The sequence below is a fragment of the Citrobacter sp. C1 genome (assembly GCF_014596895.2).
GTDB lineage: Bacteria > Pseudomonadota > Gammaproteobacteria > Enterobacterales > Enterobacteriaceae > Citrobacter > Citrobacter gillenii.
The window spans coordinates 1,823,953-1,838,776 of the sequence record NZ_CP115035.1 but is presented as its reverse complement, the minus strand read 5'-3'; the positions used below and the strand labels follow the sequence as shown (position 1 = coordinate 1,838,776).

At 51.3% G+C, this 14,824-nt stretch carries 14 protein-coding genes; 3 read left to right on the top strand and 11 right to left on the bottom strand.

Going from position 1 to position 14,824, the window contains the following annotated elements:
* Window positions 1–5 precede the first annotated feature (5 nt).
* The 5 genes from IB214_RS08825 to apbC all read right to left on the bottom strand — a co-directional run bounded on the left by IB214_RS08825 (window position 6) and on the right by apbC (window position 5,709).
* Window positions 6–2,486 carry a fimbrial biogenesis outer membrane usher protein gene (locus tag IB214_RS08825; protein ID WP_117343476.1) on the bottom strand — a complete coding sequence of 827 codons (2,481 nt, stop codon included), beginning with the start codon at window positions 2,484–2,486 and terminating at the stop codon, window positions 6–8.
* 12 nt (window positions 2,487–2,498) lie between these two features.
* Window positions 2,499–3,182, bottom strand: coding sequence for a fimbria/pilus periplasmic chaperone (locus IB214_RS08820; RefSeq protein ID WP_117343475.1), 684 nt, complete (start codon window positions 3,180–3,182; stop codon window positions 2,499–2,501).
* Between the two features lie 47 nt (window positions 3,183–3,229).
* Window positions 3,230–3,775, bottom strand: a complete 546-nt coding sequence (locus tag IB214_RS08815; protein WP_117343474.1) for a fimbrial protein — start codon at window positions 3,773–3,775, stop codon at window positions 3,230–3,232.
* 278 nt (window positions 3,776–4,053) lie between these two features.
* Window positions 4,054–4,335 carry a DUF2574 family protein gene (locus IB214_RS08810; protein WP_115259920.1) on the bottom strand — a complete coding sequence of 94 codons (282 nt, stop codon included), beginning with the start codon at window positions 4,333–4,335 and terminating at the stop codon, window positions 4,054–4,056.
* A 264-nt stretch (window positions 4,336–4,599) separates the two neighbouring features.
* Window positions 4,600–5,709, bottom strand: a complete 1,110-nt coding sequence (gene apbC / locus IB214_RS08805) for an iron-sulfur cluster carrier protein ApbC (protein WP_096756512.1) — start codon at window positions 5,707–5,709, stop codon at window positions 4,600–4,602.
* A gap of 163 nt (window positions 5,710–5,872) precedes the next feature.
* On the opposite strand from apbC, the gene metG reads away from it, so the two are divergent.
* Entirely contained in the window at window positions 5,873–7,906 is a 2,034-nt protein-coding gene (gene metG / locus IB214_RS08800; RefSeq protein ID WP_115258048.1) for a methionine--tRNA ligase, read from the top strand.
* Between the two features lie 75 nt (window positions 7,907–7,981).
* Here metG and IB214_RS08795 read toward each other — a convergent pair whose 3' ends face one another.
* Genes IB214_RS08795 through IB214_RS08785 form a run of 3 tightly spaced genes read right to left on the bottom strand, consistent with a single transcriptional unit; the run spans window position 7,982 to window position 10,900 of the window.
* Window positions 7,982–8,452: a DUF1456 family protein gene (locus IB214_RS08795; protein WP_115259919.1), complete on the bottom strand. Its 471-nt coding sequence runs from the start codon at window positions 8,450–8,452 to the stop codon at window positions 7,982–7,984.
* Window positions 8,453–8,498: 46 nt separating this feature from the next.
* Window positions 8,499–9,218: a two-component system response regulator BtsR gene (gene btsR, locus IB214_RS08790; protein ID WP_115258047.1), complete on the bottom strand. Its 720-nt coding sequence runs from the start codon at window positions 9,216–9,218 to the stop codon at window positions 8,499–8,501.
* Window positions 9,215–10,900 (bottom strand): sensor histidine kinase, encoded by a 1,686-nt coding sequence (locus tag IB214_RS08785; protein ID WP_096756509.1) that lies wholly within the window; start codon window positions 10,898–10,900, stop codon window positions 9,215–9,217. The genes btsR and IB214_RS08785 overlap by 4 nt, the downstream gene beginning before the upstream one ends.
* A gap of 226 nt (window positions 10,901–11,126) precedes the next feature.
* Between IB214_RS08785 and mlrA the strand changes: the two genes are divergently transcribed.
* Together mlrA and IB214_RS08775 are read left to right on the top strand one after the other, a co-directional pair.
* Window positions 11,127–11,858, top strand: coding sequence for an HTH-type transcriptional regulator MlrA (gene mlrA / locus IB214_RS08780; protein ID WP_115258046.1), 732 nt, complete (start codon window positions 11,127–11,129; stop codon window positions 11,856–11,858).
* Between the two features lie 52 nt (window positions 11,859–11,910).
* The gene (locus tag IB214_RS08775) at window positions 11,911–12,018 is read left to right on the top strand and encodes a protein YohO (RefSeq protein WP_003027354.1); all 108 of its coding nucleotides are present in this window, start codon (window positions 11,911–11,913) and stop codon (window positions 12,016–12,018) included.
* Here IB214_RS08775 and IB214_RS08770 read toward each other — a convergent pair.
* Genes IB214_RS08770 through IB214_RS08760 form a run of 3 tightly spaced genes read right to left on the bottom strand, consistent with a single transcriptional unit; the run spans window position 11,999 to window position 14,802 of the window.
* Window positions 11,999–12,730 (bottom strand): ABC transporter permease, encoded by a 732-nt coding sequence (locus IB214_RS08770; RefSeq protein WP_115258045.1) that lies wholly within the window; start codon window positions 12,728–12,730, stop codon window positions 11,999–12,001. The genes IB214_RS08775 and IB214_RS08770 overlap by 20 nt on opposite strands.
* Window positions 12,714–13,661 carry an ABC transporter ATP-binding protein gene (locus IB214_RS08765; protein ID WP_115258044.1) on the bottom strand — a complete coding sequence of 316 codons (948 nt, stop codon included), beginning with the start codon at window positions 13,659–13,661 and terminating at the stop codon, window positions 12,714–12,716. Before IB214_RS08765 ends, IB214_RS08770 begins: the two co-directional genes overlap by 17 nt.
* Entirely contained in the window at window positions 13,654–14,802 is a 1,149-nt protein-coding gene (locus tag IB214_RS08760; RefSeq protein ID WP_117343473.1) for an ABC transporter permease, read from the bottom strand. The genes IB214_RS08765 and IB214_RS08760 overlap by 8 nt, the downstream gene beginning before the upstream one ends.
* Between the last annotated feature and the right edge of the window lie 22 nt (window positions 14,803–14,824).

Here is a 14,824-nt window from a genome sequence, read left to right as displayed (position 1 = left end):
ACCTCTCACCGACAAATATAAACTTTACTTTCATCAATCGTTTTGCCGAAAGTGATTGAGCATGAAAGTCCCTGTTGTTTATTGACCGCCACTTTTATCTCTGATGGCACTTCATTGGTGCGAATAAAGAGCTGACTTCCCTGACCTACCACGCCGATATTGTGTCCATGAATATCCTCTACTTCGTAACCAAACGTCAGCGGTGAACCATCAGGGCGCTGCGCCCGGATATACAAGGGTTTACGTTGGTCGGTATCAAACGTTGCCAGCACAACCGCTCCCCGGTACGGCGCGGCGCTACGGCGATTGCCTTGCAGGTCGGTTTCACTATTGGCATTAGACACATCCAGCGTCAGGTGGTTTTCACGATAAGGCGTTAAGCCGTCGTAGACCACCACGCCATTGCGGTTGGTGGTACGGTATTTCTGCCCATTCACATATGCCCCTTCCAAACCCGGCGCATGCATCACGGTAAACGTTTCTGATAGCCGGTTGGCTAAATTCACGCCCCCAGACCAGGCCACCAGTCCCCCGGAAATACTGCCGCCAGTTTGTGTATATTTAGACGACTGGCTGTAGCTGCCGTTCAGCGTCGCGATCGGCGCATTCCAGGTCAGATTGCCCCCCGCCGTCGTTTCGCCGTCCTGCCGTTGATGACTCAGGTTGACGCCGTAATTAAACTGATCGCGACTGCCTGCGGTTCCGGAAAACCCGGTATTGTTAGAGGCAAAACCGTCATCATCAAAGGTAGTCGAGTTAGACACATACAGATGTCGGCGCTGGGCGTTAATATCATCCCCCCAGTCGAACGGAATAGAAACAAAGATGTTAAACCGCTTATCTTCGTGATGGTCCTCGTTGTAAGTCTGACTGGCTGAAAAAGTGTAGCTAATCCGCTGCCAGCTATTGGAATAGCTCAGTTGATAATCTTTGCTGTTGCCGCTGCGCCCCCAGTAATCCCGCCACAGCGTACTGAGAGAAAATGAACCCCAACCCTGCGGCAAAGACTGGCTGACGTTAGCTGAAAAGCTGTTTTTTCGGCCAAAATCGTTCTGATAATAATCCGCAATGTCATACACATCATTTTCATCGCGATGATAATTATTCTTGTTATTGGCCCAGACGTGATCGTTAAATGTACGATAATCTTTGGAAGAGTAGCGATACGCCGCCAGGCCAAAACGGGTGGCGGTTTGCGTCAAATATTTATTATAAGCAATCTGGTAGCTCTGCCCGTCAAACACGTCACCGCTATCCTGCTTACTGTGGGACTGGGTTGCATCGACGGAAATCGCACCAATACGCGTATTCCAGCCGGTACCCAACGTAAACGCATTGTAGTTATCCGCCAGCATGGTACCGCCGTACAGTGTTAACAGATTATTCAGCCCATATTGGTAGCTCATCTGCGCAAAATCGGTCTGGTTGCTGGCGCCTTCGATATGGCTACGCCCGGCAGCAAAATCATATTTTGACACCCCGGGCTGCAGCATATTGGGCACCGCCGCATACGGCACCAGATAAGTTGTTACCGATCCGTCAGCCTCTTTGATACTGACGTCAAGATCCGCACCACCGCCTGCAAGCTGCAAATCAGCAATAGAGAACGGGCCAGGTGGAACCTCTTTCTGGTAAACGACAAAGCCGTTCTGCTCGATGGTGACCAGCGCGTTGCTTTGCGCAATCCCCTGAACCAGCGGCGTAAAATTCTGCTTTGAGTTTGGCAACATCTGCATATCGCGATACAGCCGCACGCCACGAAAGCGCACTGCGTCAAAAATATCTGATGAGGTATACATATCCCCGGCACGCAGAGTGCCCAGAATTTGCGGTATGCCACGTTCAAGATACAGGGTATTACTTTTCCATTCCCCGCTGCTGTCATCAGTTTTGTTATAGCTGGCATCAGAATGCAACTGCCACCCCAGCAGATTTAACCCACTGGTAAAACGCGCATAGGTACTTTTGCTGTTACCAGAATCCTTATAATCGCTGTAATACTGGCTGGCGTAGTACGAGGTATAAAAGGCATTGATGCCACGATCCCAGTTTTCTGGAGGAACATAGCCATTCTCCAGTTCATCCACATAGGCCTGCGGGACGCTGAGATCCAGGCGAAACGTGCCGATATCCCAGGCATAACTGCCTCCTTGCACCGCCTGCTTCAAGGTTGGGCATTCATTCTGCTTGTCCAACGCTTGTATATTTATTCCCAGACGCGTGAATACGTCGCGAGATAAACAGGTGTCATCCGGGTTATCCTTAACGATGATGTCATACTTGCCACGCCACTGTTTATTGACATAGATATCGATGTCATATTGCCCGGATAACGGTTGATTATCATCAAGGCGGAAATCGGAAACTTTCTCGCCCTTCATACCCCCCATCATAAAGTTAGTGTCAAACGTTTCTTCTGCGGCGTGGGCGTCGATACCGAGCAGCAACAGTAATACCGCCGAAGCAATCGGAGTCATCCTTAACATAATCAGCTCCTGTTATTTTAGGCTGACGTTATCGCTAATATAATTACCGTGATCGTCAATAATGGTGAATTTATACTGGCTGGCGTTGATATTCTTCAATGCCACTTTTTCACTGGAGAGAGGAGCAAGCATAATACTTTCATTGTTGATTTTGACATTATTAGCTTTAACTTCTGTCACCGTAACCCAGTTAGCAGCATCATTTCTGATAGAATAACCATTACCACTGTGTGTTAACGACAGTTTATGGAAAGTATTTTTATTAACGGCCGCAATACCTTTAGGACGATAGAAGAGTTTAATCCGGTTTTGCATGGCAAATTTGAGTACATTTTTACCGGTACTGTCAGGATTGTTAGGCGGAATATCCAGTACATTAAGATAAAACAAGCTTTCTTTGTTATTTGGCAACATATTCGGCATTTTTTTAATTTTCAACTGTTGACCAGAGTCCGCTGCTATCTTAGCCACCGGAGGAGTCAGCATAAATGGTACGTGAATTTTTTCCGGTGGCAATGAGCTGTCGCCGTCATCAATCCATGACTGTACCAGTGCAGAGCGTTCACCCTGGTTCATCAATTGTACCAATACTTCTTTCTTTTCTGCTGGGTAAATAACACGAGTGCCATATATCACGACCCCAGCATGCCCAGAAAAAGAGTATATCGCGAGCATTGAGATAAAGATTCGTTTCATACTGTGCCATCCAAAATAATGCCGGTAATAATTACCGGCAAAATAATTTATTCAGCCGAAACAGAAAAAGTGACTGTGGCGCTAAGTTGACCATTTTTAACCGGATCTAAATTCAATCGAGAATAGTCAGCATCAAATTGCAAATCATAGATCTCACCGCTACTCGTCAGCGTCTTATTTAAAGATGCAATATCAATAATACCGGTGCTATCAATATGTTTATCGTCCATTTTAAGTTTAAAACCAACGTTAGTATCCGCCCCATCTGTTGGTCTAATAATGCCGTTATCGCCAAAAGTTACATTCGTGATGTTTATACTTTTTAATTTTGTGCTCCCTGGGCAAACTATTTTCATATTTGTTGTTTTTGTGGCATTGCCTTCAACCTCCTCCCCCACAGCTTTATTCGAAAAAAGTGACGCATCAACGGTTTTCAATTGAAGAGTTTCAGAATCTTTGCCGCCATCAAAATAACAAGAGGACCCTGTAATTTCCCCATTAATAATTAGGCTACCTTCTTCCCCAGCAGCAAAAGCCCCAGCGCTCATAAATACAGCAGACAGTACAGCAGCAGAAATAATTGAACGTTTCATAGTATCTTCCTTAATGAATTAATTTCTATTTGTTAAGAGGTTCAACTCTTGAAATTAAATTCGCACACAAGAAACGTTACCGCAATGTAAACACCTTGTTTTATTGATTTAAAACAAGTTATAAACAGCAATATAATTACAACAAATAAGTAAGAGCGAATACTATTTTTGCATTTAATAAATTAGCGTAATTAATCATTCGACATTATTCGTGAAGGCAATAAAAAAGCACTAATCATTCATAATCATGATTAGTGCTTAATAGTAATTTCCGTATATTAATCGTAACGGCTTAACACTATTTGCCGAGTGGCATCCCTTCCCAGGGGCACAAGCTCGGTCACCACGCCTCTTACAGGATGAGACGCAACCTCGTGGAGGTCAGGAGTTAAGGTTACGATACCACAGCGTTGCTGCACTTTATTGTTAACAACATCAGCGCTACACGTCGGTTCAGTCACCCTGCCACTGATGGTTAATGTGGCGCTATCTGAAGCGAAGGCAGACGAACTCATTCCATAAGCCAGAGTAATAAGTCCCAACAATAAACCAATTTTCATTGCATTCATTATTCCTGTATGGGTGGAAAACAGCGCATTCGCCGTCGGTCCGGTTAATTATGGGTTAACTTCCTTGCTAAAACCAATTGAGATTGTAGATTAATTGGTTTTATTTGATCAATTATAATGATGCATTGAGGTGATTTATTCGGAAAAAGACATGAATTATACAGGCAGGATAAACAATATTACGAAGCTTTTTCACTCTAAGTATTCACCGCATCAATAATACATTGATGCGGTGAATATCTGTAACACTATAAATTACACCGCGCGGAAGGCAATTTCGCCCGGAATAACTTCGCCCTGCCAATACAGCTGTGCGGCGATACGTCCTGCCAGGTCACGGTAAATCGCCGTGAATTCGCTGTCAGGACGGCTAATAACCGTCGGCGTACCGCGATCGAGATCTTCACGCAGTGAAATGTGCAGAGGCATTTGTCCCAGCAGTTGAGTACGATATTGCTCCGCCAGCTTCTGCGCGCCACCGGTGCCAAAGATTGGCTCATGATGACCACAGTTGCTGCAGATATGCATACTCATGTTCTCAACGATGCCCAGAACCGGCACTTCCACCTTTTCGAACATCACAATGCCTTTTTTGGCATCGATAAGCGCAATGTCCTGCGGTGTGGTTACTACAACCGCCCCCGTTACCGGGATGTTCTGCGCCAGCGTCAGCTGAATGTCACCGGTGCCCGGCGGCATATCCAGGACCAGATAATCGAGATCTGGCCATAACGTTTCTTGCAGCATCTGCAGCAGCGCTTTACTGGCCATCGGGCCGCGCCACACCATGGCGTTATCGTCGGTGACAAGATAACCAATGGAGTTGGTTGCCAGGCCATGAGACATAATCGGCGCCATATGGGTGCCGTCCGGTGAGGTCGGGCGCTGATTTTCTGCACCGAGCATCGTCGGGATAGACGGGCCATAAATATCGGCATCGAGAATACCGACCTTCGCCCCTTCCGCAGCAAGCGCCAGCGCCAGGTTAACGGCGGTTGAGGATTTCCCTACCCCACCTTTACCGGAACTGACGGCAATGATGTTTTTCACACCGTTGATGCCCGGCTGGTTTTTCACGCGTTTCAGCGTCGCAATGTTGTGCGACAGCTTCCAGTCAATGGCTTTCGCGCCGGTGATACGCAGTAGATCGGCACTGCATTGCTCTTTTAATACTTCAAACGCGCTGTGCCAGACGAACGGCATCACCAGCTCAACGTGCAGCGTGTCATCCATCCAGGCGACATGGTGCAACGCTTTTAGCGTCGTCAGATTATGCTTCAGGGTTGAATGTTGAAAATTCGCCAGCGTCCCGGCGACCATAGCGCGCAGGGTTTCTGGTGATTTGGCCTGGGATTGTGCGTTCATCCCGACTCCTTTTTGTTGTTCTGAAAGACGATTGTCACCAGCTAGTTTACTCCAACCGCGACAATTATTCATTTACGGATAAATGCCCTTATCACTTGGCGCAGTAATTACCATTTTGGTACTATCAAAGCCCTTTTCACTACAAAAGAAGTAATTGCCCACTATGACTCAAGTCGCGAAGAAAATTCTGGTAACGTGCGCGCTGCCGTACGCCAACGGCTCCATCCACCTCGGCCATATGCTGGAGCACATCCAGGCTGATGTCTGGGTCCGTTACCAGCGAATGCGCGGCCACCAGGTAAACTTCATCTGCGCGGACGACGCACACGGTACGCCAATCATGCTGAAGGCTCAGCAGCTTGGCATTACACCAGAGCAGATGATCGGTGAAATGAGTCAGGAGCATCAGACTGATTTTGCAGGGTTTGATATCAGCTACGACAACTACCACTCCACGCACAGCGATGAGAACCGGGAGCTGTCCGAGCTTATTTACACGCGCCTGAAAGAAAACGGTTTTATTAAAAACCGCACGATCTCCCAGCTGTACGACCCGGAAAAAGGCATGTTCCTGCCGGACCGTTTCGTTAAAGGCACTTGCCCGAAATGTAAGGCTGCGGATCAGTACGGCGATAACTGCGAAGTGTGCGGCGCGACCTACAGCCCAACCGAACTTATCGAGCCGAAGTCCGTGGTGTCTGGCGCGACGCCGGTCATGCGTGACTCCGAACACTTCTTCTTTGACCTGCCGTCATTCAGCGAAATGCTGCAGGCATGGACGCGCAGCGGCGCGTTGCAGGAACAAGTTGCGAACAAAATGCAGGAGTGGTTTGAATCCGGCCTGCAGCAGTGGGACATTTCCCGCGACTCACCGTACTTCGGTTTTGAAATCCCGAATGCGCCAGGCAAATACTTCTATGTCTGGCTGGATGCGCCGATTGGCTATATGGGCTCGTTCAAAAACCTGTGTGACAAGCGCGGCGATACCACAAGCTTTGATGAATACTGGAAAAAAGATTCTGACGCCGAGCTGTATCACTTCATCGGTAAAGATATCGTTTATTTCCACAGCCTGTTCTGGCCTGCCATGTTGGAAGGCAGTAACTTCCGTAAACCGACTAACCTGTTCGTCCATGGTTATGTGACGGTGAACGGCGCGAAGATGTCAAAGTCTCGCGGAACCTTCATTAAAGCCAGCACCTGGCTGAAGCACTTTGATGCCGACAGCCTACGCTATTACTACACGGCGAAGCTTTCTTCACGTATCGATGACATCGACCTAAACCTCGAAGATTTTGTTCAGCGCGTTAACGCCGACATCGTCAACAAAGTGGTCAACCTGGCGTCCCGTAACGCGGGCTTTATCAGTAAGCGTTTTGACGGCGTACTGGCAGCTGAACTGGCCGATCCGGCACTGTACAAGACCTTTACCGACGCCGCTACAGTGATTGGCGAAGCGTGGGAAAGCCGCGAGTTCGGTAAAGCCATTCGTGAAATTATGGCGCTGGCCGACGTGGCTAACCGCTACGTTGACGAACAGGCTCCGTGGGTTGTCGCCAAACAAGAAGGCCGTGACGCCGATCTGCAGGCGATTTGCTCCATGGGTATTAACCTGTTCCGCGTCCTGATGACCTACCTGAAACCGGTTCTGCCAACGTTGAGCGAGCGTGTCGAAGCATTCCTGAACAGCGAACTGACCTGGGATGCCATCCAGCAGCCGCTGCTCGGCCACAAGGTCAACACCTTCAAAGCGCTGTACAACCGCATCGACATGAAACAGGTTGAAGCCCTGGTTGAAGCATCAAAAGAAGAAGTGAAAGCGGCTGCCGCACCGGTTACCGGCCCGCTGGCGGACGACCCGATTCAGGAAACCATCACCTTTGACGATTTTGCCAAAGTTGACCTGCGCGTGGCATTGATCGAAAACGCCGAGTTCGTTGACGGCTCCGACAAACTGCTGCGCCTGACCCTGGATCTGGGCGGTGAAAAGCGTAATGTCTTCTCCGGCATCCGTTCAGCCTATCCGGACCCGCAGGTGCTGATTGGTCGTCAGACCATTATGGTGGCTAACCTGGCACCGCGTAAAATGCGCTTCGGCATTTCTGAAGGCATGGTGATGGCCGCCGGCCCTGGCGGGAAAGACATCTTCCTGTTAAGCCCTGACGAAGGCGCCAAACCTGGCCAACAGGTGAAATAAACAAAAAAAGCCGGATTATTATCCGGCTTTTTTTGCCCGTTAGCGCTACGCATGCACGGACCTGCGGGTATTAAATCACGCTTTCGTGTGATGTACCCGGTGAGTCAAACCACGCAGGAAATAACGTAAAAACTGGTCTCCACACTCGCGGTAGTTTTTATGTTCCGGCGCACGCATCATGGCGGTAATTTCCGGCATCGACACGCGGAATTTCTGCTCGGTCATAATGGCCAGAATATCATCGGTTTTCAGTGAAAAGGCGATACGCAGCTTTTTCAGCACCGTATTGTTGTTCACCCGACGCTCAAGCGCCAGTTCCGGCGCCGAATCATCTTTACCGCGCAGATGGTAGATCAGGCCGTTTAAAAAACCGGAGAGAATGATGTCCGGGCAACGAATAAACCCGTCTTCATCTTCTTTCGTCATCCAGGTGTCGAAACCTGCGGCGGTGGATTCCATGTCAGCAAGCGCAAGGATCCGCACCATGTCGTTATTGTTCGCTTTCAGGGTGTAGCGCAGGCTACGAAGAATGTCGTTACTTAGCATAGAGCCTTCAACTGTCGGTGATGCAATGGCGCGCAGTGTACCAGTTTTACAGACCAATCGCCTCTTTTAGGCTTTTAAGATAACGGCGGCTCACCGGCACGGTCAGGCCGTTACGTAAAATCAACTCGGCCTGGCCGTTATCTTCCAGGCGAATCTCCTGCAGCTGCGCCATGTTCACCAGATATTGTCGATGGCAGCGCAACAGCGGCGTGCGGCTCTCCAGCGTTCTCAGCGTAAGTTCGGTAAAGCCTTCTTTGCCGTCGCTGCTGGTGACAAAAACGCCGCTCATGCGGCTGCTGACAAACGCAACATCGTCCATTTGCAGCAGATAAATGCGGCTGTGACCGGAACACGGAATAAATTTTAGCGCCTGCTGGTTTTCCGGCAGCACCGACACATCCTGCTTCGTGCGCTCCTGGCGTAAACGGATCAGCGTTTTCTCCAGCCGGGTTTCTTCAATCGGCTTGAGCAAATAATCAAAGGCATGCTCTTCAAAGGCTTTCACCGCATACTCATCAAATGCGGTGAGAAAAACAATATACGGACGGTGTTCAGGATCGAGCATGCCCACCATTTCCAGACCGCTAATACGTGGCATCTGGATATCGAGAAACAGCACATCAGGGCGCAATTTATGCACCGCGCCGATGGCCTCAACGGCATTCGAACATTCCCCCACAATCTCAATGTCGCTTTGCTCCTGCAACAGGATCCGCAGATTTTCCCGCGCTAACGGTTCGTCATCCACAATCAACACTTTGATCATGCCAGTTCCTCCAGGGGAAGTCGTAAAGTGATTCGGGTAAAGAGGTCAGGTTCACACACTACGCTGATGCCAAAATCATCGCCAAACCGTTCACGTAGTCGCTTATCCACCAGATTCATCCCCAGCCCGCTGGCCTCGGTTGTCGGCAGATACAGGCCGGCATTATCTTCGATATCCAGCATCAGATACTGCCCTTCTCGCCGGGCGGTAATGGAGACCTCACCGGTATCAAGTAGCTGAGAGGTGCCGTGCTTAATCGCATTCTCGACAATGGGCTGCAACGTAAATGCTGGCAATTGCTGATGCGAAAGTTCATCCGGTACCGTTAAAGTGACCTGCAGGCGCGACTGAAAGCGCGCCTTTTCAATTTGCAGATAGGCGTTAACGTGTTCAATTTCATCTGCCAGCGTCACAATTTCTGACGGCCGTTTGAGGTTTTTGCGAAAGAAGGTCGACAGATATTGCACCAACTGACTGGCCTGCTCGCTGTCGCGGCGAATCACCGCTTTAATGGTATTGAGCGCATTAAACAGAAAATGGGGATTCACCTGCGCATGCAGAAGCTTAATTTCTGACTGCGTGAGCATCGCTTTTTGCCGTTCATATTGCCCGGCAAGGATCTGCGCTGACAGCAACTGCGCAATCCCTTCGCCAAGCGTGCGGTTGATCGAACTAAATAAGCGGTTTTTGGCTTCATACAGTTTGATGGTCCCCATCACCCGCTGGTTTTCACCACGCAAAGGGATCACCAGCGTCGAGCCTAATTTGCAGTGCGGATGCAGTGAGCAGCGGTAAGGTACCTCGTTGCCGTCGGCATACACCACTTCGCCGGTATCAATCGCTTTTTGAGTATAAGAGGATGAAATCGGCCTGCCTGGCAGATGATGGTCATCACCAATTCCGGTAAAGGCCAGCAGCTTATCGCGATCGGTTATCGCCACTGCACCAATGTCCAGCTCCTCATACAGTACCTGGGCCACCTTCATGCTGTTAACCTCGTTAAACCCCTGGCGCAATATGCCTTCCGTTGAGGCGGCAACTTTTAGCGCAGTGGCTGAAAACGCCGAGGTGTATTTTTCGAACATGGCCCGTTTGTCGAGCAAAATACGCATAAATAAGGCCGCACCCACGGTATTGGTGACCATCATCGGCGCGGCAATATTGCTCACCAGATGCAGCGCATTATCAAAGGGACGCGCAATCAATAAAATGATCAGCATCTGCACCAGTTCGGCAAAAAAGGTGATCGCGCCCGCCGTCAGCGGGCTAAAGACTTTATCAGTGCGACCGCGACGGGTCAGTACGCTGTGTACCAGCCCGCCGAGCAGTCCTTCAACAATGGTCGAGATCATGCAGCTCAGCGCGGTCATTCCGCCCATCGAATAACGATGCAGGCCGCCAGTCAGCCCGACCAGCCCCCCAACTACCGGGCCGCCAAGCAAGCCGCCCATCACCGCGCCAATCGCACGGGTGTTGGCAATGGAGTCTTCAATATGCAGCCCCAGGTAGGTACCCAGAATGCAAAAGATGGAAAAGGTGACGTAGCAAAGGAGTTTGTGCGGCAGCCGGATAGTGACCTGCATCAGCGGGATAAATAAACGCGTTTTGCTCATTAACCACGCAATAACAAGAAACACGCACATCTGCTGTAGCAGCAGCAACACCAGATTAAACTCGTACATACCCGCCAACCACAGTCTTCTTAAAAGCGCGTAACATACATGGGCTGCGCGTAACTTTCTTTGAACTGTTGCAAAAAATGAGGAATTTGTGAGAACGGTCACTCAAAAGCGTGGGTATGACTACAAAATCACCCATTCCGTGAGCAAAAAACAGACAAAACTACCTGGTTCGCAAAAGAGCGTCTAAAGTAAAACTGGGACCTCGCGAGCAAGAGTGAGACAACAAATGGCGCTTTACACCATCGGTGAAGTGGCTTTGCTTTGTGATATTAACCCTGTCACTTTACGTGCGTGGCAGCGGCGATATGGATTACTGAAACCGCAGCGCACAGACGGCGGTCATCGTTTGTTTAACGACGCGGACATCGACAGGATCCGCGAGATCAAACGCTGGATAAACAACGGTGTGCAGGTCAGTAAGGTTAAAATGTTGCTCAGCAATGAGAGCATTGATGTGCACAACGGCTGGCGCGAGCAGCAAGAAACGCTGTTGAGCTATTTGCAAAGTAATAATTTGCATAGTCTGCGATTGTGGATCAAAGAACGTGGCCAGGATTATCCCGCCCAGACGCTGAACACCCATCTGTTCATTCCGCTGCGGCGACGCCTGCAATGTCAGCAACCTATTCTTCAGGCACTGCTCGGCATTCTTGACGGCGTGCTGATTAACTACATTGCGATTTGCCTCGCCTCAGCCCGTAAGAAACAAGGTAAAGACGCGCTGGTCGTCGGCTGGAATATTCACGATACCACCCGGTTATGGCTGGAGGGCTGGGTCGCCAGCCAGCAAGGATGGCGGGTTGACGTACTGGCTCACTCGCTCAATCAACTGCGACCGGAACTGTTTGAAGGCCGGACACTTCTGGTGTGGTGCGGCGATAACCAGACGGCCGCTCAACACCAACAATTAACCGAGTGGCGTGCGCTAGGCCACGATATTTATCCACTCGGTATTTAATATTCCATTAACAAACGTGTACAATCCTTTTATATACCATAAGGAGTACACCATGAGCGCAGCTAAAATCGGCGTGATCACCCTCTTCCTGTTGATGGCCATCGGCGGAATCGGCGGTGTGATGCTTGCAGGCTATACCTTTATTTTACGTGCCGGGTAAGGTGTTGCGCGACTCGCTCAAACCCGCGATCGACAATGATGGCCGCCAACGCGACCAGCAGCGCCCCCTGTATCACATAGGCAGTATTAAATCCGCTCAGCCCGATGATTATCGGCGTACCCAGCGTGTTTGCCCCCACGGTTGAGGCGATCGTGGCGGTGCCAATGTTAATAATCACCGACGTGCGAATACCAGCCAGAATAACCGGCGCGGCCAGCGGCAGCTCCACTTTGCGCAACCGTTGACCGCTGCTCATCCCCATTCCACTGGCAACATCCAGCACGCTGGCTGATATTCCGCCCAGCCCCGCCAGCGTCGCCTGTAAAATCGGTAACACGCCGTACAAGATCAGCGCGATAATGGCTGGCTGTGGACCAAACCCCATCACCGGAACAGCGATGGCCAGCACGGCGACCGGCGGAAAAGTTTGCCCCACGGCGGCAATGGTTTCCACCAGCGGTCTGAATTCAGTTCCCCATGAACGCGTGACCACGATCCCCGCCCCCATGCCAATGATCACCGCCACCAGGCTCGAGATCCCCACCAGGCTAAAATGGGCCAACGCCAGCGCCAGAAAACTCTCCTGCTGATAAACCGGTCGCGGCAGCAGCGGGAACAGCGCGCTAAACAGCACCTGGCTATGAGGCAACCCTGCCAGCAGCAGCAGAAAACAGATAACCAGCCATAACAGCGGATCAGTCAGACGTTTCACGGTGCGGCCTCGGTGAGAGTAAATCCTGAAAATGGAGCGTCCCGCAGGCTCCGCCCTTTGCGTCAACCACCGGCAGAACGTCGCACCCCCGCGCCACAAAAATAGAGAGCGCATCGCGCAGTGTCATCTCGTCTACCAGCGGCTCGCCGCTGAGCTGCTCATGGCGGCGGGTAAAATCACCGACAGTGCGCAGCGCCAGCAGCCGAACACCCAGTTCGCTGCGGCCAAAAAAGGTGTGTACGAAGTCGTTAGCCGGTGCTGTGAGCATCGATAGCGGCGTGCCTTGTTGCACCACCTGACCTGCGTCCATCAGCACCAGGTGTTCCGCCAGCCTCAGCGCTTCGTCAATATCATGGGTAACCAGCACAATGGTGCGTCCCAACAACCGGTGAATGCGGGTCATCTCCTGCTGCAAGGCGCTGCGCGTTACCGGATCCAGCGCACCAAAAGGTTCATCCATCAGCAGCACCTGGGGATCGGCGGCCAGCGCACGCGCCACTCCCACCCGCTGTTGTTGCCCACCGGAGAGCTGATGAGGATAACGATGACGCAACCCCTCTTCCAACCCCAGCAACGCCATCAGTTCATCTGTTCGGTCATCAATACGTGAACGCGACCATTTCTGCAGCTGCAATACGGTGGCAATGTTCTGTGCAACGGTCCAGTGCGGAAACAGTCCAATAGACTGAATGGCGTATCCCATCCGTCGTCTTAATTCCAGCACCGGCAGGCTGCGGATCTCATCGCCAGCAAAGCGAATCGTCCCGCTATCATGCTCCACCAGACGGTTAATCATTTTGAGCGTGGTGGACTTCCCCGACCCCGACGTACCAATCAAGACGGAAAAGCTGCCTTCGCGAAAATGCAGATTGAGATCGTTGACCGCGTGTTGTTGGCCAAAGGTTTTACAGACATGGCTAAATTCAATCATCAACGGTCACCTTCAGCAGAGCTAAACCTAAATCAAACAGGGCATCGATCAGCACCGCCAGCACCACCACCGGGACGACACCCAGTAGCACTAAATCGACGGCACTGCTGAGCAATCCCTGAAAAACCAATGCGCCAAATCCCCCCGCGCCAATCAGTGCGGCAATAACGGCCATCCCCACCGTCTGCACCATCACGACACGTAAACTGCGCAAGAAGACCGGTAACGCCAGCGGGAGTTGTACCAAACAAAAGCGCTGACGTGAGTTCATTCCCATTGCCCGGGCGCTTTCCAGCACATCGAGAGGAACCTGGTTCAGCCCCGCCACCACGCCGCGCACCAGCGGCAGTAGCGCGTACAGCACCAGCGCAATCAGCGCAGGGGCCAACCCGGTTCCGGCAATGCCCAATGCACGTAACAAGGGAAAATGCTGAACCAGCCCGGCAAGCGGGGCAATCAGCAGGCCAAACAGCGCCACGGAAGGAATGGTCTGAATAATATTCAGTACGGCAAATACCGGCCCCTGGCGCGACGTAGAGAAGGCGCACCAGATGCCCAACGGGATGCCAATCACCAGCGCTGGCAGCACGGTTCCGAGCAGGATAGTCAGATGTTGCGCCAGCGCATCGTCGAAGACATCCTGACGATTGGCATACTCTTTGAGCAGCGAAAGGTCGTTGAACATCCCGGTCAGCAGCAGCGCAACGGGGACGATGGCAATGTGCATATGCAGTAACCAACGCCACAGTGGCCTCGCGGTGAGACGACGAATCGCGTCGCTGAGCGCCAGCAGCATCAGTCCCAGCCCAAGCCAGAATCCGCTACCCAGACTGGTTCTCGCCAGCGGACTTCCCGTCTGCGCCAGCCCGCTTGCCGTTTTACCGGCGGCAATCAACGCCGCTATCAGCAGCAGTTGCACTACGATCAGGGTTAACACGTTGCCGGCGCGACCGGGGATAAAACACAGCGCCACCAGTAGCAGAAACATCGCCGCCAGCCCCCACGCAAAACCGGGCCAGAGTTCCCAGAGTTGTCGACCTTCGCCAGAGACCAGACGATTGGGGGCATAACTGATGAAAGGCAGCGCAGCTGCCGCCATTAGCAGAAATACCAGCAGCAACAGCACTCGATTAACAGACATCGTTGATACAACACTCACCTGA

Excerpts from the sequence above, each read along its gene's own strand:
- IB214_RS08825 (WP_117343476.1), bottom strand. The coding sequence starts at position 2,486 with ATGTTAAGGATGACTCCGATTGCTTCGGCGGTATTACTGTTGCTGCTC.
- IB214_RS08820 (WP_117343475.1), bottom strand. The coding sequence starts at position 3,182 with ATGAAACGAATCTTTATCTCAATGCTCGCGATATACTCTTTTTCTGGG.
- IB214_RS08815 (WP_117343474.1), bottom strand. The coding sequence starts at position 3,775 with ATGAAACGTTCAATTATTTCTGCTGCTGTACTGTCTGCTGTATTTATG.
- IB214_RS08810 (WP_115259920.1), bottom strand. The coding sequence starts at position 4,335 with ATGAAAATTGGTTTATTGTTGGGACTTATTACTCTGGCTTATGGAATG.
- apbC (WP_096756512.1), bottom strand. The coding sequence starts at position 5,709 with ATGAACGCACAATCCCAGGCCAAATCACCAGAAACCCTGCGCGCTATG.
- metG (WP_115258048.1), top strand. The coding sequence starts at position 5,873 with ATGACTCAAGTCGCGAAGAAAATTCTGGTAACGTGCGCGCTGCCGTAC.
- IB214_RS08795 (WP_115259919.1), bottom strand. The coding sequence starts at position 8,452 with ATGCTAAGTAACGACATTCTTCGTAGCCTGCGCTACACCCTGAAAGCG.
- btsR (WP_115258047.1), bottom strand. The coding sequence starts at position 9,218 with ATGATCAAAGTGTTGATTGTGGATGACGAACCGTTAGCGCGGGAAAAT.
- IB214_RS08785 (WP_096756509.1), bottom strand. The coding sequence starts at position 10,900 with ATGTACGAGTTTAATCTGGTGTTGCTGCTGCTACAGCAGATGTGCGTG.
- mlrA (WP_115258046.1), top strand. The coding sequence starts at position 11,127 with ATGGCGCTTTACACCATCGGTGAAGTGGCTTTGCTTTGTGATATTAAC.
- IB214_RS08775 (WP_003027354.1), top strand. The coding sequence starts at position 11,911 with ATGAGCGCAGCTAAAATCGGCGTGATCACCCTCTTCCTGTTGATGGCC.
- IB214_RS08765 (WP_115258044.1), bottom strand. The coding sequence starts at position 13,661 with ATGATTGAATTTAGCCATGTCTGTAAAACCTTTGGCCAACAACACGCG.
- IB214_RS08760 (WP_117343473.1), bottom strand. The coding sequence starts at position 14,802 with ATGTCTGTTAATCGAGTGCTGTTGCTGCTGGTATTTCTGCTAATGGCG.